Source organism: Acuticoccus sediminis, assembly GCF_003258595.1.
In the GTDB taxonomy this organism is placed as follows: domain Bacteria; phylum Pseudomonadota; class Alphaproteobacteria; order Rhizobiales; family Amorphaceae; genus Acuticoccus; species Acuticoccus sediminis.
Map to the genome: position 1 here is coordinate 584,363 of NZ_QHHQ01000003.1, position 19,064 is coordinate 603,426.

Sequence of the window (19,064 nt, forward strand, 5' to 3'; positions counted from 1 at the left end):
CGAGCGAGGCGCACCACGGCGCGGTCGCCGACACCGGGACGGGCGCCGAAGGCTACGTCGAAGCTGCAATTTTCGCCTTAGGCGGGACCTGGAGCGAATCAGCCGCGAATCCGCCGAGCGCGTCGCACAGGCGCGGGGGTTCGCATCATGTGTGAGGATTCCGGCAAAACAGGCGCCTCTAAATTGCTCGCGGCCCGAACACATTTCTGCCAATATTCTACCATTACGCGTACCCACACACCTGACAGGGGTACTGCGCAACCTCGTTCTCAGTGGAGCCCCTTGTGACCGACGTCGACTACCAGCTCACGAACTCGTGGAGCACAGGCTTCCAGGGCCTGATCCGGGTGACCAACGACGGCACCGAAGCCATCACTGGCTGGCAGGTGACCTTCACCTCCACCGCGCGGATCTCGGACATCTGGGGCGCGACCATCCTCTCGCACAGCGGCGACACCTACGTCGTGCAGAGCATGCCCTGGAACGCCACCATCAATCCGGGCGGCACCGTGGATATCGGCTTCATCGTGCGCCATGGCGGCGTCGGTGGCACCATCGGCGACATCGAGTTCGTCACCGAGGGCGACGACCCGCCCGCCCCCGTCGTTCCGGACGTGTCGATCGGCGACGTCGTGGTCGACGAGGACAGCGGCACCGCCACGCTCCACGTCACCCTGAGCGAGGCGACGACCGAGGCGACCAGCGTCGCCTTCGCGACCGCCGCCGGCACCGCCGACGCCAGCGACTTCCTGCCCGCCTCCGGCACCCTCACCTTCGCCGCCGGCGAGACCGAGGCCACCGTCACGGTCCAGATCGTCGACGACGCCGTCGAGGAAGGTGACGAGTCCTTCTCCGTCGTCCTCTCCGACGCGGACGGCCTCACCATCGCCGACGGCACCGGCACGGTCACGATCCGCGCCAACGACGCGCCGCCGACCCTGCCGGAGATCGCCATCGAGACGGCGATCAGCGTCGACGAGGGCAACCCGTCCTCGGGTCCGGCGGCCGACGGCTGGTTCTCCACCAGCGGCTCGGACATCATCGACTCCGACGGCAACGTCGTGCGCATCACCGGCGTGAACTGGTTTGGCGGCGAGACCACGCGCAAGGCCCCCGACGGCCTCCACGTGCGCAGCTACCAGGACATGATGGACCAGATGAAGGAGGTCGGGTTCAACGCGATCCGCCTGCCCTTCTCCAACGACATGCTGCGCGACGGCGCGACGCCGACGAACATCAACTATTCGGTGAACCCGGACCTCGCCGGCCTCAGCTCCATCGAAGTGTTCGACAAGATCATCGACTATGCCGGCGAGATCGGCATCCGCATCATTCTCGACAATCACCGCAACGCCGCCGGCGACGGCCCCTCCTCCAATGGCCTGTGGTACGGCGAAGGCTACACGCACGAGGAGTGGGTCGCCGACTGGGAGACGCTCACCGCGCGCTACCAGGACAACCCGACCGTCGTCGGCTTCGACCTCTCGGGCGAGCCGTTCGCGGCGACCTGGGGCTCGGGTGATCCGGCGACCGACTGGCGCCTCGGCGCCGAGGACGCCATCGACGCGATCCACGAGATCAACCCGGAGGTCCTCGTTCTGGTCGAGGGCATCGCCGAGGGCTTCTGGTGGGGCGGCGACCTGCGCGGCGTCGAAAGCGCGCCGATCCGCCTCGACGAGACGGACAAGCTCGTCTACTCGCCGCACGTCTACCCGAACTCGATCTACGCCCAGCCCTGGTTCAACGACCCGAACTATCCCGAGAACCTGACCGACGTCTGGGACTACTACTTCGGCTACATCGCGCAGGACGACACCGCCCCGATCCTCGTCGGCGAGTTCGGCTCCCGCTTCGAGGACCCGAAGGACCTTCTCTGGATGGAGAAGTTCATCCCCTACCTGACCGAGAACGGCCTCAGCTACACCTACTGGTCCTGGAACCCCAACTCGGGCGACACCGGCGGCATCCTCGAGAACGACTGGACCACCGTGATCGACGAGAAGGTCACCGCGCTCGAGCCGTCCCTCGGCGACGAGCTCTCCGGCGGTGACGGCACGGTCTCCACCACCACCGAGGTCACAGTCAGCGTCAGCCTGTCCGAGCCCTCATCCGGCACCGTCCTCGTCGACTGGATGACGGCCGACGGCACCGCCATCGCGGGCGAGGACTACGTGGCGGCGAACGGCACCCTCGTCTTCGCGCCGGGCGAGACCTCGGCCTCGCTGACGGTCGAGGTCGTCGCCGACACGGTCGCGGAGGACGACGAGACGTTCTCCATCCTCCTCGCCAACGCCGACGGCGGCATCCTGACGAACGGCGAGGCGATCATCACGATCCGCGACAACGACGCGACCGGCGGCGGAGGCGGCGGGAATCCGGTGGAGGAGAACCCCGACACCAACGGCGACGGGATCTTCGCCGACATCGGCGTTCGCGAGACCTGGGCGGGCGGCTTCATCGCCGACGGCCACGTCAACAACGACAGCAACGGCCAGATCGACGGGTGGACGGTCGAGGTCAACACGAGCGCGACCATCACCGACATCTGGAACTCCAAGATCCTGTCGCACACAGGCGACACCTACGTGATCGGCAACATCTCGACGAGCGGGACGGTCAACCCGGGCGCCGACATGGGCTGGGGCTTCGTCGCCGACGGCATCGCCGCCGGTCTCGACGTCAGCGACGTGACGGTGATCACCGACCCGGACGAGGGCAACGACAATCCCGCCGACACCAACGGCGACGGCGTCTACTCCGATCTCGTCGTGCGCCAGACCTGGACCGGCGGCTTCGTGGCCGACGGCGAGGTGATCAACGACAGCTCGCAGCGGGTCGACGGCTGGTCCGTCGAGGTGACGACCCTCGCCACGATCCGGGACATCTGGAACGCCGAGATCGCCTCGCACGAGGGCGACACCTACGTGATCACCAACAACTCGTCGACAAGCCAGGTCGACCCGGACACGGTCCGGACCTGGGGCTTCGTCGCCGACGGCCTGATCGACAACCTCGCGGTGAGCGACGTCATCCTGGCCTGACGCCCGGCCGCCCGCAGCTATCGCGCCGCGTCCCTCCCCGAGGGGTGCGGCGCGTCCGGTCACACGAATCGATTCACGTAGTTCTCCAGAATCTCCTGCCGGCCGGACCGCGGCTGCGGCTCGATCCCGCGGTCCACCACGCGCGCGGCGATGTCCTCGAGACTGCCCGACACGAGGTCGCCGGCCGCGTCCCAACCGGCGTAGCGGTCCGCCCGGGCCGCTTCGAGCCCGCCGTCCTCCAGCATCGCCGCGGCCGCCTTCAGGCCGCGCGCGCACACGTCCATCGCGCCGACGTGCGCCGCGACGAGATCCTTCGCGTCCAGCGACTGGCGGCGCAGCTTGGCGTCGAAGTTCGTGCCGCCCGTCGTGAAGCCGCCGCCCTTCAGCACCTCGTAGTAGGCGAGCGCCACCTCCGGCACCGAGTTCGGGAACTGGTCGGTGTCCCAGCCGGACTGGTAGTCGTTGCGGTTCATGTCGATGGAGCCGAGGACGCCGAGCGTGCGCGCCATCGCCAGCTCGTGCTCGAACGAGTGCCCGGCGAGGATCGCGTGGCCCTGCTCGATGTTGAGCTTCACCTCGTCCTCGAGGCCGTATTTCTTCAGGAAGCCGTAGCAGGTGGCGACATCGTAGTCGTACTGGTGCTTGGTCGGCTCCTGCGGCTTCGGCTCGACGAGGATCGTGCCCTTGAAGCCGATCTTGTGCTTGTAGTCGACGACGAGGGACAGCATCCGCGCCATGTTGTCGAGCTCGCGGCCGAGGTCGGTGTTGAGCAGCGTCTCGTAACCCTCGCGCCCGCCCCACAGGACGTAGTTCTGGCCGCCGAGCTGGTGGGTCGCGTCCATGCAGGCCTTGATCGTCGCGGCGGCGTAGGCGAACACCTCCGGGTCCGGGTTGGTCGCCGCGCCGGACATGAAGCGGCGGCTGGAGAAGAGGTTCGCCGTCCCCCACAGGAGGCGGACCTTCGACCCCTCCATCTTACGGGCGAAGAGGTCGACGATCTCGTCGAAATTGCGCTTCGACTCGGCGAAGCTCGCCCCCTCCGGCCGGACGTCCGCGTCATGGAAGCAGAAGTACGGGACGCCCAGGATCTCGAAGAGGTCGAAGGCCGCGTCGGCCTTCGCCCGGGCGTGCTCCATCGTGTCGCCGAACCAGGGCCGGTCGAAGGTCTGGCCGCCGAACGGATCGCCGCCCGGCCAGGCGAAGGAGTGCCAGTAGGCGACGGCGAAGCGCAGGTGCTCCTCCAGCGTCTTTCCGGCGACCACCTCGCTGGGGTCGTAGTGACGGAAGGCGAGATCGCCGTCCCCCTCGGGACCGGCGTAACGGACGGGCGCAATGCCCTCAAAATACGACATGTTCGCTCTCGAGCGTCTTTGCGGCAGGCGCCGCGGGGCGTGTTCGCCGGCTCCGGGGAGCCGATGGGAGGGTGCCGGGCGCGGGCCGGCGCAGGCTCACGCGGCCTCGGGCGAGGTCTCGCGCGGGTTCTTGCCGAGGATGATCATCGACAGGATGTCGTCCTCGGTGACGTCCTCGACGCGTTCCGTGCCGACGACCTTGCCGTTCTTCATGACGGACACGCGGTCGCACAGGCTCATCATCTCGCGGGTGTCGTGGCTGATGAGGATGATGCCGAGGCCCTGCCGCTTCAGCTCCTGGATGAGCTCGGCGACCATCTGCGTCTCGTGGACCCCGAGCGCGGCGGTCGGCTCGTCCATGATGAGGATTTTGGCGTTGAAGTAGACCGCGCGGGCGATCGCCACCGACTGCCGCTGCCCGCCCGACAGGGCCGCCACCGGCTCCGACAGCCGGCGGAAATTCGGGTTGAGCCGCGCCATGATCTTGCGCGTCTCCGCCTCCATCCTCGCATCGTCGATGAAGCCGAGCGGCGTGATCAGTTCGCGCCCGAGGAAGAGGTTTGCGGTGGCGTCGAGGTTATCGGCGAGCGCCAGCGTCTGGTAGATCGTCTCGATGTTTTGGCGGCGGGCGTCGCGCGGGCTCTCGATGCGGGCGTCCTGGCCGTTGATCCGGATCGCGCCGGAGTCCATCCGGTAGGCGCCGGAGAGGATCTTGATCAGCGTCGACTTGCCGGCGCCGTTGTGTCCGAGAAGGCCGAGCACCTCGCCCGGGTACAGCTTGAGGGACACGTGGTCGACGGCGTGGACGCCGCCGAACGCCAGGCAGATGTTGTCCATCTCCACCAGCGGGGTGTCGGTGCGGGGACTGTCCATCACTTCATTCCCATCCGGCGGCGGTAGATGATGTCGATCAGGACGGCGACGACGAGGACGGTGCCGACGACGATGTTCTGGAACGGGGCGTCCACGCCCACCATCGCCATGCCCGACTGCAGCGACTGCATGATGAGCGCGCCGAGAATGGCGCCGTAGATCGTCCCCACTCCGCCCGACAGCGCCGTGCCGCCGATTACCGCCGCCGCGATGACGCGAAGCTCGTCCAGCGTGCCGATGTCGTTGGAGTGGAATGACAGCCGGGCCGACGCGACCACGGCCGAGATGGCGCAGAGCGCGCCCATCAGGGCGAACACCTTCACCGTGAGGAGGCGCGTGTTGATGCCCGACAGCTCCGCCGCGTCCGGATTGCCGCCGGTGGCGAAGATGTAGCGGCCGAGCCGGGTGCGGCGCGCGACGACCGTCATCGCGATGGCAATGCCGATCAGGAGCAGCACCGAGATCGGCAGCCCGTAGCCGGCGGTGAACCCGTCCGGCACCTCCTCGCCGCGTGCGCGGAACATGCGGCGCACCGCGGCGGCCGGGATCTCATAGGCGTTGAGCACCGCCACGAAGCCGAAGATCGCCCCGATCGCCACCAGCGCCATGAAGAGCTCGGCCCAGATCGGCTTCACCGGGAAGCCGTGGGCGATCTTGGCGCGCCGGCCCATCAACAGGATCGCCACCGCCGCGACCGAGGCCACCGCCGCCATCGCCCACGAGGCGTCCACGCCGATGGTGCCGGTGATGCCGCCGAACATGCGGAAGACGTCGTCCAGCGGGCCGATCGTCTGCCCGTCGGTGATGTACCAGGCGACGTTGCGCCAGACGAGCAGCCCGCCGAGCGTCACGATGAACGCCGGTATGGCGAGATAGCCGACCAGCCACCCCTGGAACGCGCCGATCGCCGTGCCGCAGACGAGGCCGACGACGATGGTGACGATCCAGGTCATCGGATTGCCGAACCCGAAGCCCAGCAGGTCCGGCAGCACCCAGGTCTGCGTCACCGCCATGATCGCCGAGCAGGTTGCCAGCAGCGATCCGACCGACAGGTCGATGTTGCGCGTGACGATCACGAACACCATCCCGGTCGCCATGATGGCGACCGACACCGTCTGGATCGTCAGGTTGAAGATGTTGCGCGGGGTGAGGAAGCGCCCGTCCGTGAACACGTCGAACACGACGCAAAGGACGACGAAGGCGCCGATCATGCCGAGGAGGCGCAGGTCCACCTCGAGGGATTGAACGAGGCTCCGTCGAGGCGGAGCGATCGGCGCGCTTTCAGCGGTGTCGGTCATGCTTCACGTCCGGCCAGGGGAGCGGATCGATGCGCCGCCGCGCCGTGCGGCGGCGCGAGTGCCGTCAGTTGCAGGGCGCCGGGCCGTTCGACACGCCCTGGCAGAGCTCGTCCTTGGTGATCCACCCCGCGTCGACCACGGCCTCGAGGTTCTTCTCCGTGATGGGGAGCGGCTCGAGGAACTTCGCCCACAGCGTGTTGCCGCCGGGGGACTCCCACTGCACCGCGCCCTCGATCGCGCTCATCTCGGTTCCGTTGGCGAGTTCGAGGGCGATCTGGGCCGCCTCGCGGCCGAGATCGCGCGAGTCCTTCCAGACCGAGACCGTCTGGATGCCCTGCGCGATGCGGTTCAGCGCGGCATGGTCGGCGTCCTGGCCGGAGACGGGGATGCCGTCCATGCCCTGTGCGGTCAGCGCCGCGACCGCGCCGCCCGCGGTGCCGTCATTGGACGCGACCACCGCGTCGACGTTGTTGTCCTGCGCGGTGAGGAGCTGCTCCATGTTGCGCTGCGCGTTCGCGGGGAGCCAGCCGTCGGTGTAGGCTTCGCCGACGATCTTGATCTTGCCGGCGTCGATCGCGTCCTGCAGCACCTCCTGCTGGCCGCCGCGGAGGAAGTCCGCATTCGGGTCGGTCGGCGATCCCTTGATCATCACGTAGTTGCCTTCCGGCACCTCCTCGAACACGGCGCGAGCCTGCATGCGGCCGACCTCGACGTTGTCGAAGGTGAGGTAGAAGGCGCGCGGATCGTCGATCAGGCGGTCGTAGCCGACGACGGGAAGACCCGCGTCAGCCGCGGCCTGGACAGCCGGGCGGATGGCCTGCGCGTCCTGCGCCAGGATGATCAGCGCATCGACGCCCTGCGCGATGAGGCTCTCCACGTCCGATAGCTGCTTGGCGGAGGAGGACTGCGCATCGGTCGAGACGTAGGCGGCGCCGGCCTCGTCGAGCGCCGCCTTGATCGCCGACTCGTCGGTCTTCCAGCGCTCTTCCTGAAAGTTGGACCAGCTCACGCCGACGGTGAGGTCCTGCGCCAACGCGGAGCTGCACATGCCCGCAGCCAGAGCCGCGGCCAGAATGATCTTTCTCGTCACCGTTTCCTCCCTCCGCCGGGCTGTTCTCGCCCGGGCGAATCCGCATTCGGTTTAATCGCATGTTCGCATAATTAATTCAGTCCGCAAATTAAAAATTCATGTGCGATTGCGAAATGCACTTCGCGGTCGCACAAAATGCGTTAGTGCTGGCATAACTCGCGCATAAGGGCATGATAGGGCACCTTCTTTGCTTTATCCGCTGAATGTATGCTGAGCGACGAAACAACCGAAATGCTCCGGTCCGGGTGCGGCCCCCTGCTGCCGACGGTGACCGAGACGCGGCCGCTCAGACAACGGCTCTTCGAGTGCCTGCGCGCCGCCGGGGCGTCGAGCCGCGCCGACCTCGCGCGCTGGCTCGACTGCTCGCCCGCGTCGGTCACCTCCGTCTCTGCCGAGCTGATCGAGGCCGGGCTCGTGCGCGAGATCGACGCCCCGCGCGAGGCCGCACGCGGCCGCCCCCCGGTCTCCCTGGCGGTCTCGCCCGACATTCACAAGGTCGCCGGCATCAAGCTCACCGACGATACCCACACCGCCGTCATCATCGACTTCGCGGGCGCCATCATCGCCGAGGCGACGATGCCGTCTGCGGCGCACCGCCAGCCCCTCGCCGCGACGCTCGACGAGGCGGAAACGCTGCTGCACCGGGCGCTGACGGAAGCCGGAATGGTACCCGGCGATCTCGCCTGGGTCGGGCTCGGACTGCCGGGGGTCGTCGATCATGCGGCGGGCGTGGCGCTCTGGTCGCCGCTCCTGACCGAGCGCAACGCTCCGCTGCGCGAGGCGCTCGAGACGCGTCTCGGCCTCCCCGTCGCGGTCGACAACGACGCCAACCTCCTCGCCCTCGCCGAATTGTGGTTCGGCGCCGGGCGCTCGCGCACCGACTTCGCGGTCGTCACGATCGAGAACGGGGTCGGGATGGGGCTGGTGCTCGGCAACCGCGTCTTCCGTGGCGGCACCGGCCTCGGCATGGAGCTCGGCCACACCAAGGTGCAGCTCGACGGGGCCCTTTGCCGCTGCGGCAGCCGGGGCTGCCTCGAGGCCTACGTCGCCGACTACGCGCTCGTGCGCGAGGCGCAGACGGCGCTTCACTGGAACCGCGACACCGCGGGCAGCGCCCGCGCCCTCCTCGAGACGCTCTACGCCGAGGCGAAGGCCGGCCACAGCGCCGCCATGTCGATCTTCAACCGGGCGGGGCGGTACCTGGCGGTCGGGCTGGCCAACGTGACCGAGCTCTTCGACCCTCACCTCATCATCCTGTCGGGAGGGGAAATGCGGTTCGACTTCCTCTACGCCGACGCCGTGCTGGCCGAGGTCCAGTCGCTGACGAGCCGGACGGGCCGGATGCCGCCGAAGATCGAGATCAACGCCTGGGGCGACATGGTCTGGGCCCGTGGCGCCGCCGCCCTCGCCCTCGCCTCCCTCACCGAGCGCCTCCTCGGCGAGTCCCGGCCGTGACGAGGCGGCCCGCCACTCACGTTCAGACGCCGCGCCCTCCCGACTCGCTCTCGCGCCTCAGCCTCGCTGCCGCGGCGGTCGGCTACCCACAAGTGCAGCACAACCTCCGGCGGCGGAACGCGCTCCGCACCGTGGCCCGATCCGGCCAGACTCGCGGCAAGGGCGAGAATGGCGGGGGTCGGAGTGTATCGCGGTCGCATTTCAAGGTGAAGATGTACCAGAGGAGTGGTGATAGTTGACTTCCGAAGTCGCTTAACCGCTGGCATTCCGTCGCCCCCATAATCTAAAGTTTGCCTGCAATGAGTTTTTGATAAGTCCCAGACCGGGCGTATCCGCTACCATGCCGCGCATGCTGCAACCGCGCGGATCGCAACCTAACGGAGGCCGCGTTGTCCATGTCCGAAGCCGCCGAAGCCACTGTCGCCCCTCTCGCCCACGCTACCCCGGCGATGGACGGAATGCCCGCCGCGCAGCGGGTTCTGAACGAACTGCGCAACATGATCATCAAGGGCGACCTCGCGCCCGGGTCGCGCATCGTCGAGCGCACTTTGTGCGCGCGGCTGAACGTCTCCCGGACCCCGATGCGCGAGGCGCTCAAGCTCCTTGAGATCGACGGGCTGATCGAGATCTCGCAGAACCGCGGCGCACGCGTCCTCGCCTTCACCCCGGACGAGGCGCGCGAGCTCTTCGAGGTGCTGGCGAGCCTCGAAGGGCTGGCGGCCGAGCTCGCGGCGACGCGCATGACCGAGGACGACGCGGCCCACATCGCCCGCCTCCACGAGGCGATGAGCGCCCACTATGCCAACCGGAACCGCGACGAGTATTTCGACTGCAACAGCATGATCCACGAGGCGGTGATCGCGGCGGCGCGCAACCGGACGCTGGAGATCACATGGGCCGGCCTGCTGCGCCGGGCCCAGCGCGGGCGCTACATGGCGATCGTCTCGCAGGACCGCTGGCACCAGGCGATGGACGAGCACGAGCAGCTGATGGCCGCGTTCGAGGCGCGGGACGGCGTCCGGGCGGGCGAGGTCTGGCGCCAGCACCTGCGCCACACGGGCGTGACCATCGCCGAGGTGATGGCGAAGGTGGCCTCCGCCGCCTGAGGCAGCGCCCGTACCGCCCGCGCTAGGGCGTCTCGAGAAGCTCGACCACCTGGCGGAACAGCTTCTCGGCGGCGCCGTCGTCGTTGGCGAGCCCGTCGACCTGCAGGACGTTCCGCAGGATCACCGACCCGAGCATGAGGCTCATGAGCACCGCCGCCCGTTCGCGCTGCGGCGGCGGCAGGCGGGACGCCAGCTCGTCCAGCATGTTGCACTTCAGGCGATCCCTGATGATCTGCTTCGCCGTCGGGTGCGAGAACGAGCGCAGCACGATGTTCAGCCGGTCGAGGCTCGGCGCCGCCTTGTCGTTCCGCTCGAACAGGGTGTCGGCGAGAATGTCCTTCAGGTCGCCCGGCCCACGGACCTGTGCGTGCGAATCCCCGAACGCATGCTCCATGACGTCGACGAAGAGCCCCTCCTTGGAGCCGAAGGTGCGGTGGACGAGGGCCACGTCGATCCCGACGTCCCGCGCGATTTGTCGCAGCGAGACGGCATCGTAGGGCCGCGTTGCGAACGCCTGCTGCGCAACGTCGAGGATCCTGGCTCGCGTCGCTTCCGACGCTCCGCGGCTCTGCACTCGCTGTCCCTTCCTCGCTGGCGCAACCGGTGATCCGGGATTGCATACAAGCGAGCGGAGAAATCACAAGTCAACAGCCGTTGACCTTACCGGCCGGCAATCCTAGATGCGGGCTCGAACGATACCTTATCGCAATCGCACTGTCCGGTGACCGCAACCCTGACCCCCGGGGGTCGGGCGCGGCCCGGCCGTTCCAGTCCGTTGCGCCGGCACGCGGTCGACCGCGCGCGGCGGCGCACCCGTCGGTGAGCAATGAGCTTGAGCCAGGTTTTCCCGATACCGACCCGCGCGGGCGCCCCCGCCGGGCGGTCCCGTCTGCGGCAACGTTTCGCCCCTGCGCCAGCGCTTCGCGGCCGCGCGGCCGTCAGGCGCGGCGCCGGCGCGCTGCTGCGGGCGGGCGTCGCCGCGGCGCTCCTCGCCCTGCCTCTGGCGCCGGCGCTGGCGGAGACGCCGCTCGCCGTCGAGTTCATCACCGTTCAGTCGACCGACCAGTCCACCCGCTACGAGGCGACAGGCGAGGTCGCCCCCCGCGAGACGATCAGTGCCGCCTTCCGGGAGGGCGGACGCGTGGTGGAGGTGAACTTCGACGAGGGGGACCGCGTCGAGGCCGGCACCGTCCTCGCCAGAATCGACGACACGCAGCAGCGCGAGAGCCTCAACGCCGCGAAGGCGTCCCTCGCCGCTCAGGAGGCGACCCTGTCGGAGGCGACCGCCGACGAGACGCGGCAGGCCCGCCTCCTCGAGCGCGGCTTCACCACCCGCGCCACCCGCGACGACGCGCGCCAGACGCTGCTCGCCGCCCAGAGCGCCGTCGAGCAGGCGCGCGCGGAGGTCTCGCAGGCCCAGACCGACCTCGACGACACCGTCCTGAAGGCCCCCGTCGACGCCATCATCACGCAGCGCACCGCGGAGGTCGGACAGGTGATCAGCGCCGCCGAGGCCGCCTACTCGCTCGCCCCGCAAGGCCAGCTCGACGCGGTCTTCAACGTTCCGGATTCGCTCTTCATCGACCCCAAGGAAGCGTTCGACGTCGACCTCCAGCTCATCGACCGGCCCAACGTCGTGATGACGGGCTCGGTCCGGGAGGTGTCCCCCCTCGTCAACGAGGAGACCGGCGCGGTGGAGGTGAAGGTCGCCATCGAGACACCCTCGCCCGCGGTGCAGATCGGCGCCCCCATCCGCGGCACCATCACGCTCCCCCCGCGACAGGTGATGCAGCTCCCGTGGACGGCGCTGACGGCGACGTCGCACGGCCTCGCCGTCTGGGTCGTCACCGGGGAGCAGCGCGTCGCCCTGCGCGACATCGAGGTGGATCACTACGGCAGCGGCAGCTTCACCGTGATCTCGGGACTCGACGTGGGTGAGACGGTGGTCGGCCGTGGCGCCAGCCTCCTCTATCCCGACCGGCCGGTCGTCGCGGCGGAGGTCGGCCGATGAGAGCCGCTCCCCTCGCCGCACTGGCGGCCCTCGCGCTGGCGCTCACCGCCTGCCAGGAGGAGGAGGCCGCAGCGCCCGCGCCGCCGCGCCCCGTCGTCTCCGAGATCATCAGCCTCGCCCCGGTCTCGACCATCTCATGGGTCGGCACGGTCGAGCCCAAGGTCGAGACGGACCTCGCCTTCGAGGTGACCGGCCATGTGGTCGACCGCCTCGTGGACGTCGGCGACGTCGTCGACAAGGGCGACGTCATCGCCCACCTCGATCCCCAGGAGCTTCAGGCCGCCGCGCGGTCGGCCGAGGCGAGCCTTGCCCAGGCCGAGGCGCAGTTCGTCTCCGCCCGCGACAATGCCGAGCGGACCAGAAAGCTCGTCGAGCGGGACGTCGAATCCCAGGCCAACCTCGACAACGCCAACCAGCAGGTCGCCGTCGCGCAGTCCGAGGTCGACCGCGCCAAGGCCCAGCTCGCCCAGGCGCGCGACCGGCTCGACAAGGCAACGCTGAAGGCGAGCGCCCACGGCGTGATCACCGCGGCACCGGTCTCCCCCGGCGCCACCGTGTCGGCAGGCGAGGCGGTCGTGCGCGTCGCGAGCACCAAGGAGCTCGAGGCCGTGGTCGATCTCTCCGAGCCGGACCTTGCCACCATCGACGCCGACGCGCAGTTCACCGTCGCGCTCGAGGCGGCGCGCACCGTCACCACCGGCGGCCGCCTCGCCTACATCGAGCCCGTCGCGGAGGACACCACCCGCACCCGCCGCGTCCACATCGCGCTCGACGATCCGCCGCCGGCCTTCCGCCTCGGCTCGCTCATCTCGGCGCGTCTGCGCACGCAGGCCGATGCCGTCCTGTCGGTCCCGACATCGGCGCTCTTCGAGCGGGACGGCGCGGCGATGGTGTGGCGCGTCGAGCGGCCGAGCGGCAGCGTCGGGGCGGTGCCGGTCGAGCTCGGCGACGCCTTCGGGCCGCGCACGCAGCTCGCCGGCGGTCTGGCGGAAGGCGACGAAATCGTGACACGCGGCGTCCACAGCCTGGAGGATGGCGAGGTCGTCGGCGAGAGGACGGCACTGTGAAGGGTTTCAATCTCTCGGACTGGGCGCTGCATCACCGCTCGCTCGTCTGGTATTTCATGATCGCCTCGCTGATCGCGGGCGCGATGGCGTACATGTCCCTCGGCCGCGCCGAGGACCCGAACTTCACCATCAAGACGATGGTGATCGGCGCCGCCCTGCCCGGCGCCAGCGTCCAGGAGACGCTGAACCAGGTCACCGACCGCATCGAACGCGAGCTCGAGGACCTCGACGAGCTCGACGTGACGCGCTCCATCACCATGCCCGGCCAGGCGGTCGTCTACGTCGACCTGCTGCCGACCACGCGCGCCTCCGAGATCCCGCGGATCTGGCAGCGCGTGCGCAACATGATGAACGACATCCGCGGCGAATTCCCGGAGGAGTTCTCCGGCTTCCAATTCAACGACACCTTCGGCGACGTCTTCGGCAACCTCTACGCCTTCACCGCGGACGGCTTCTCCCACCGTGAGCTGCGCGACTATGTCGAGGACGTGCGCATCCGCCTGCAGGGCCTGAAGGACGCCGGCAAGATCGAGATGTTCGGCGAGCGGGACGAGCGGATCTTCCTCGAATTCTCGCCGCGCCGGCTCGCCGCCTTCGGTCTCGACCAGCAGGAGGTGATCGACACGCTCTCGGCCCAGAACGCCATCGTCCAGTCGGGCGTCATCAACGCCGGGCCGGAGCGCGTGCTGGTGCGCGTCGGCGGGCAGTTCTCCAGCGAGGACAGCCTCGAGGCGGTCAACCTGCGCGTCGACGGGCGCTTCTTCCGCCTGACCGACATCGCCGAGGTGCGCCGCGGCTACGTCGACCCGCCCGATTCGATCTTCCGCTTCAACGGCGAGGAGGCGATCGGCCTCGCGGTCGGCATGCGCGACGGCGCCAACATCCTCGACTTCGGCGAGGCGCTGCAGGGGGAGATCGACGCCGCCATCGCCGAGCTCCCCGTCGGCATCCACGTCTCCCAGGTCGCCGACCAGCCGCACGTGGTGGAGGAAGCCGTCGGCCACTTCGTCCAGGCTCTGGTCGAGGCGGTGGTCATCGTCCTCATCGTCAGCTTCATCAGCCTCGGTGTGCGCGCCGGCCTGGTGGTGACGCTGACCATCCCGCTCGTCCTCGCGATCACCTTCGTGGTGATGCAGCAGTACGGCATCGTGCTGCAGCGCATCTCGCTCGGCGCGCTCATCATCGCCCTCGGCCTTCTGGTGGACGACGCGATGATCGCCATCGAGACGATGATCTCGCGGCTGGAGGTCGGCGAGAGCCTCGAGAAGGCCGCCTCCTACGCGTGGACGTCCATCGCATTTCCCATGCTGTCGGGGACGCTCGTCACCGTGGCGGGCTTCATCCCGATCGGCCTCAACAACTCGAACGCGGGTGAGTTCACCTTCTCGCTGTTCGTGGTGATCGCCGTCTCGCTCCTCGTCTCGTGGATCGTCGCGGTGCTGTTCGCACCTCTGATCGGCGTCACGATGCTGCCCAAGAAGCTGAAGCACGCGCACCAGCCTCCCGGCCGCGTCCGCCGCACGTTCCAGCGCACCCTGCTTCTCGCGATGCGCTTCCGGTGGATCACGATCCTCACCACGGTCGCCCTCTTCGCCGCGGCGGTCGTGGGGATGACGCAGGTGCAGCAGCAGTTCTTCCCGACCTCGGACCGGCCCGAGGTGATCATCGACATCACCATGGCGCGCAACAGCTCCATCGCCGGTACGGACGAGGCCATCAGCCAGCTGGAGGACTTCATCTCGCAGCAGGAGGAGGCGGAGTTCTTCACCTCCTACATCGGCGAGAGCGCCCCGCGCTTCATCCTCGCCTACGACGTCCTGACCTCGGGCCCCTACATGGGCCAGATCGTGGTGCAGACGGCCTCGGTCGAGGCCCGCGACAGCCTCAAGGCGAAGGTGGACAGGTTCGGTGCCGAGAAGCTGCCGGGCGCCGACGTCTTCGTGAAGAACCTCGAGGTCGGTCCGCCGGTCGGACGGCCGGTGCAGTACCGCGTCTCCGGACCGGACGCGAACGTCGTGCGCGAGCAGGCCCGCAAGCTCGCCACGATCGTCGGCGCCGACCCGCACCTCAAGGACGTGATCCTCGACTGGGACGAGCCCGCGCGCGTCATCCGCGTCGAGATCGTCCAGGACAAGGCGCGGCAGCTCGGCGTCTCCCCCACCGAGATCGCCCAGTCCCTCCAGGCCATCTACGAGGGCGTGACGGTCACGGAGCTGCGGGACGACATCTACCTCGTCGACATCGTTGGCCGCGGCCAGAAGGACGAGCGGACGTCCGTCGATTCGCTCTACAACATGCAGATCCTGCGGGCGGACGCCGACTCGATCCCGCTGTCGAGCCTCGCGACCTTCCGCTTCGACAGCGAGCCGCCGATCATCCACCAGCGCAACCGCCGCCCGACGGTGACGGTGAAGGCGTCCGTCGCGACGGCGGACCAGCCGGCGGCGATCGTGAAGATCCTCGGCGAGCGGATCGACGAGTTCGCCGCCGGCCTGCCCGCGGGCTACAAGGTCGAGGTCGGCGGCGCGGTCGAGGAAAGCGCCGAGTCGCAGGGCCCGATCGCCCAGGTGGTGCCGCTGATGGTCGTCATCATGCTGACGCTCATCATGGTGCAGATGCAGGGCTTCCGCCTCTCCTTCATCGTCATCTGCGCCGCGCCGCTGGGGCTGATCGGCGTCGTCGCGGCGCTGCTGCCCTCGAACACGCCGCTCGGCTTCGTCGCGATCCTCGGCGTGCTGGCGCTGGTGGGCATCCTCATCCGCAACTCGCTCATCCTCATCCACGAGGTGGAGGTGCTGCACAAGGAAGGTGCCAGCCGGTGGGAGGCCGTCTTCCGAGCCTCCGACTCGCGCGCCCGGCCGATCGCGCTGACCGCGGCTGCGGCCAGCCTCGCGCTGATCCCCATCGCCCGGCAGATCTTCTGGGGGCCGATGGCGGTGGCGATGATGGGCGGCATCATCGCCGGCACGGCGATCACGCTGCTCTTCATCCCGGCCCTCTACCTCGCTGTCTACCGCGTGCCGCGCGAGGACGGCCGGGCGACCATCGCCCACGCCGACGATCCCGAAGCGCCGCACGGCGACACGGGCGGCGAGGACAACCCATCCGGGTCCGATTCGAAGGGCGAGCAATGGCACCTTCCCGGCCCCGGAGCGACACCGGCGACGGAGACGTGATGGAGACCGGGACGACACCTCCCGCGCCGCTCGCGGTGGTGACAGGCGGAGCCGGCGGGATCGGCCGTCATCTGGTCGGCGCCCTCGCCGCCGCCGGCTATCGCGTCGCCTTCACCCACCTCGCTCCCGACGACGCGGCCGGACCCGCCGTCGCCGAGGAGCGGGCGAAGGGTCACGACGTCACCGCCTACCCCTGTGACGCGGGGGACGAGGCCGCCGTCGCGGCCTTCTACGCGGCGCTGACGGAGGAGATGGACGCGGCGCCGTCCCTCCTCGTCAACAACGCCGGCGTCCAGACCCTCGCGCCGCTGCTGGACCTCGCCGTCGACGACTGGGACCGCGTGGTGCGCACACACCTCCGCGGCACCTTCCTCAACACCCAGGCCGCCGCGCGGCTGATGGTGGCGCGCGGGGTGAAGGGGGCGATCGTCAACATCGGCTCGGGCTGCAACAAGATCGCCTTCCCCCGTCTCGTCAGCTACACGGCCGCAAAGGGCGGGATCGAGCAGTTCACGAAGGTCGCCGCCGTCGAGCTCGGCCCCCACGGCATCCGCGTCAACTGCGTGGCGCCGGGCGCCATCGAGGTGGACCGGACCGCCGGCGGCACGGACGACTACGCCGGCAGATGGGGCGCGGAGACCCCGCTGCGCCGCGTCGGCACGCCGGCCGACATCGCCGGCCCCGTCCTCTTCTTCGCCTCCCCCGCCGCCGCGTTCGTGACGGGGCAGACGCTGTGGGTCGACGGCGGCGTCTTCTCGCGCCCCGTCTGGCCCGAAGGCGAGGTCTAGTCCGGGAGGACCGACACGTCGATGAGCGCCTGCCGGCCCGTGTCGGCGACCTTGAGCGCCTCGGCGATCGCACCGGGGAGCTCGGCCGGGTCGGTGACGCGGCGGGCGAAGGCTCGGCTCGCCTCGGCGGTCTTGCAGAAATCCGGCGTCGGCTTCAGCGCCGTCAACGGCATGATGTTCGACTTCGCGGCCACCCCTTCCGGGTAGAGCCCCGCGACCGAGGCGCGTACCGCGCCCCACTCCTCGTTGTTGAGGATGATCACCACGACCCCGAGCCCCAGCGCCTCGGCGACCTGGTGGCACGCGGTGGGGTTGGCGAACATGTACGAACCGTCGCCCATGGTCGCCACGCAGGTCCGCTCCGGATCGGCGAGCTTGGCACCCATCGCCGCCGGGAAGCTCCACCCGAGCCCGCCCGAGTGCGGCTCCTGGAACCAGGAGCGCGGCTCGCGCCGTGTCAGGAAGCCGAGCTTTGTGCCGAGCTCCGAGAACACCGACGACGTGCGCCCCTCCAGCGCCTCGCCGAGGCAATGGCTGACATACGCCTTGGTGATGCCGCGCTCGGTGTCCGCCGTCGCCACCTCGACGAGGCGCTCGCGGCCGGTGGCCGTCGTCTCGGACAGCTTCTGGCGTCGCGCTGCGACGGTCGGTCCGCGCGGCATGTCCTGCATCTCGGCGACGAGCGCGGGGATCGTGTCGGCGCTCTCCCCGCGCAGCGCGATGTCCGAACGGAAGCCGCGCACGGGGAAGCGGGAGAAGATCGGGTCCGGGCCGATGTTGATGACGGTCTTCACGTTCGGCGTCGGATGCAGGTCCGGCCACCACGGCGCCAGCGCGTCGAGGACCACGATGACGTCCGCCTCCTTCAGCCACGGCCCCGGGTCGGCTCCCACATGGCAGGGATGGTCGGTCGGAATCGCGAGGTGCGTCGCCCACCAGGAGGAGACAGCGATGCCCCACTCCTCCGCCCAGGCGCCGAACTCGGCAAAGCTCGCCTCGTCGCCTGCCCCACGCTGGGCGATCACCAGCGGCTTCTCCGCGGCCGCGAGCGCGGCGGCCGCGGCCTTCACCGCCGATGGATCCGGCCCCGTGCGTACGGGCTGGATGGAGGGCGGCGCGTCCAGCCCCGCCGCATCCACCGCCTCGCAGAGCACTTCGCGCGGCAGAGACAGGTACACCGGCCCCTTCGGGGTCGACTGGGCGATGGCGTAGGCACGGTCGAGCAGCGGGGCGATCTGCTCGGGGAATCGCAGCTCGTAGTCCCACTTGGCCGCCTCGCGGATGAGCGCGGTCTGGTCGCGCATCTCCTGCCCCCAGGCGATCGGCACGGTGCGGGCGCCGAACCGCTCCGCCTCCGTCACCGGGGTGCGGCCGGACATGACGATCATTGGCACGTGCTCGCAGGCCGCATTGATCGCCCCCGTCGCGCCGTTGGAGAGGCCGACGTTGGTGTGGAGCATCACCGCCTGCGGCTCGCCGGTGACGAGGTAGTAGCCGTGCGCCATCCCCATCGCGGCGTGCTCGTGGGGGATTACGAGGGCGAGCGGCAGGTCGGCGTCCTGCGCCGCGGCCTCCGCCAGCCCCTCGATCACGGGCGGAAAGTCGGTGCCCGAATTGGCGAACACGACGTCGATGCCCAGCGCCTTTAGGCGGGCAAAGATCGTACCGCCCGCGGTCATTCGCCCCAGTTTCTGCTGCGCCGCCATCGATTCTCCTCCCACGGACGTTCTGTGATTTGGAGCCGACGCCTGCATTTCCGGCAGCTTCAGCTCGCGGTGAATTGGGCATATTCGGCGGGTCGAACCAA

13 protein-coding genes are annotated in these 19,064 nt (G+C 69.2%); 7 read left to right on the forward strand and 6 right to left on the reverse strand.

The annotated features are described in order from the left end of the window. Positions 1-284: 284 nt before the first annotated feature. Positions 285-3,041, forward strand: coding sequence for a cellulase family glycosylhydrolase (locus tag DLJ53_RS16880; protein WP_162409287.1), 2,757 nt, complete (start codon positions 285-287; stop codon positions 3,039-3,041). Positions 3,042-3,100: 59 nt separating this feature from the next. Here the strand turns inward: DLJ53_RS16880 and xylA are convergent, their stop codons facing one another. The 4 genes from xylA to xylF form a co-directional block, all read right to left on the reverse strand. Further along, a complete protein-coding gene (gene xylA, locus DLJ53_RS16885) occupies positions 3,101-4,393 on the reverse strand; it encodes a xylose isomerase (RefSeq protein WP_111347367.1) in 1,293 nt (430 codons plus the stop codon). Between the two features lie 96 nt (positions 4,394-4,489). Continuing rightward, positions 4,490-5,266: an ATP-binding cassette domain-containing protein gene (locus tag DLJ53_RS16890; protein WP_111347368.1), complete on the reverse strand. Its 777-nt coding sequence runs from the start codon at positions 5,264-5,266 to the stop codon at positions 4,490-4,492. Further along, positions 5,266-6,564, reverse strand: coding sequence for a sugar ABC transporter permease (locus DLJ53_RS16895; protein WP_111347370.1), 1,299 nt, complete (start codon positions 6,562-6,564; stop codon positions 5,266-5,268). The genes DLJ53_RS16890 and DLJ53_RS16895 overlap by 1 nt, the downstream gene beginning before the upstream one ends. A 64-nt stretch (positions 6,565-6,628) precedes the next feature. After that, positions 6,629-7,612 (reverse strand): D-xylose ABC transporter substrate-binding protein, encoded by a 984-nt coding sequence (gene xylF / locus DLJ53_RS16900; protein WP_111347371.1) that lies wholly within the window; start codon positions 7,610-7,612, stop codon positions 6,629-6,631. A gap of 273 nt (positions 7,613-7,885) precedes the next feature. Here xylF and DLJ53_RS16905 point away from each other — a divergent pair, with 273 nt between their 5' ends. Then, positions 7,886-9,109, forward strand: coding sequence for an ROK family protein (locus tag DLJ53_RS16905; protein ID WP_162409289.1), 1,224 nt, complete (start codon positions 7,886-7,888; stop codon positions 9,107-9,109). 395 nt (positions 9,110-9,504) lie between these two features. Next, a complete protein-coding gene (locus DLJ53_RS16910) occupies positions 9,505-10,215 on the forward strand; it encodes a GntR family transcriptional regulator (RefSeq protein ID WP_211100609.1) in 711 nt (236 codons plus the stop codon). Between the two features lie 22 nt (positions 10,216-10,237). Here DLJ53_RS16910 and DLJ53_RS16915 read toward each other — a convergent pair whose 3' ends face one another. Further along, on the reverse strand, positions 10,238-10,789 hold the full coding sequence (locus DLJ53_RS16915; protein WP_111347376.1) for a TetR/AcrR family transcriptional regulator: 552 nt from the start codon (positions 10,787-10,789) through the stop codon (positions 10,238-10,240). Positions 10,790-11,047: 258 nt separating this feature from the next. Here DLJ53_RS16915 and DLJ53_RS16920 point away from each other — a divergent pair, with 258 nt between their 5' ends. The 4 genes from DLJ53_RS16920 to DLJ53_RS16935 are packed head-to-tail and all read left to right on the forward strand — an operon-like array spanning position 11,048 to position 17,257. Next, positions 11,048-12,226, forward strand: coding sequence for an efflux RND transporter periplasmic adaptor subunit (locus tag DLJ53_RS16920; RefSeq protein WP_162409291.1), 1,179 nt, complete (start codon positions 11,048-11,050; stop codon positions 12,224-12,226). Further along, on the forward strand, positions 12,223-13,293 hold the full coding sequence (locus tag DLJ53_RS16925; protein WP_111347379.1) for an efflux RND transporter periplasmic adaptor subunit: 1,071 nt from the start codon (positions 12,223-12,225) through the stop codon (positions 13,291-13,293). The genes DLJ53_RS16920 and DLJ53_RS16925 overlap by 4 nt, the downstream gene beginning before the upstream one ends. Beyond that, positions 13,290-16,469 (forward strand): efflux RND transporter permease subunit, encoded by a 3,180-nt coding sequence (locus DLJ53_RS16930; RefSeq protein ID WP_111347381.1) that lies wholly within the window; start codon positions 13,290-13,292, stop codon positions 16,467-16,469. The genes DLJ53_RS16925 and DLJ53_RS16930 overlap by 4 nt, the downstream gene beginning before the upstream one ends. After that, positions 16,469-17,257: an SDR family NAD(P)-dependent oxidoreductase gene (locus DLJ53_RS16935; protein ID WP_111347382.1), complete on the forward strand. Its 789-nt coding sequence runs from the start codon at positions 16,469-16,471 to the stop codon at positions 17,255-17,257. Before DLJ53_RS16930 ends, DLJ53_RS16935 begins: the two co-directional genes overlap by 1 nt. Here DLJ53_RS16935 and DLJ53_RS16940 read toward each other — a convergent pair. Continuing rightward, positions 17,254-18,963 (reverse strand): thiamine pyrophosphate-requiring protein, encoded by a 1,710-nt coding sequence (locus DLJ53_RS16940; RefSeq protein ID WP_111347384.1) that lies wholly within the window; start codon positions 18,961-18,963, stop codon positions 17,254-17,256. The genes DLJ53_RS16935 and DLJ53_RS16940 overlap by 4 nt on opposite strands. Positions 18,964-19,064: the final 101 nt, after the last annotated feature.

Coding starts and splice junctions, on each gene's coding strand:
- xylA (WP_111347367.1), bottom strand. CDS start 4,393: ATGTCGTATTTTGAGGGCATTGCGCCCGTCCGTTACGCCGGTCCCGAG.
- DLJ53_RS16890 (WP_111347368.1), bottom strand. CDS start 5,266: ATGGACAGTCCCCGCACCGACACCCCGCTGGTGGAGATGGACAACATC.
- DLJ53_RS16895 (WP_111347370.1), bottom strand. CDS start 6,564: ATGACCGACACCGCTGAAAGCGCGCCGATCGCTCCGCCTCGACGGAGC.
- xylF (WP_111347371.1), bottom strand. CDS start 7,612: ATGTGCAGCTCCGCGTTGGCGCAGGACCTCACCGTCGGCGTGAGCTGG.
- DLJ53_RS16905 (WP_162409289.1), top strand. CDS start 7,886: ATGCTCCGGTCCGGGTGCGGCCCCCTGCTGCCGACGGTGACCGAGACG.
- DLJ53_RS16910 (WP_211100609.1), top strand. CDS start 9,505: ATGTCCGAAGCCGCCGAAGCCACTGTCGCCCCTCTCGCCCACGCTACC.
- DLJ53_RS16925 (WP_111347379.1), top strand. CDS start 12,223: ATGAGAGCCGCTCCCCTCGCCGCACTGGCGGCCCTCGCGCTGGCGCTC.
- DLJ53_RS16935 (WP_111347382.1), top strand. CDS start 16,469: ATGGAGACCGGGACGACACCTCCCGCGCCGCTCGCGGTGGTGACAGGC.
- DLJ53_RS16940 (WP_111347384.1), bottom strand. CDS start 18,963: ATGGCGGCGCAGCAGAAACTGGGGCGAATGACCGCGGGCGGTACGATC.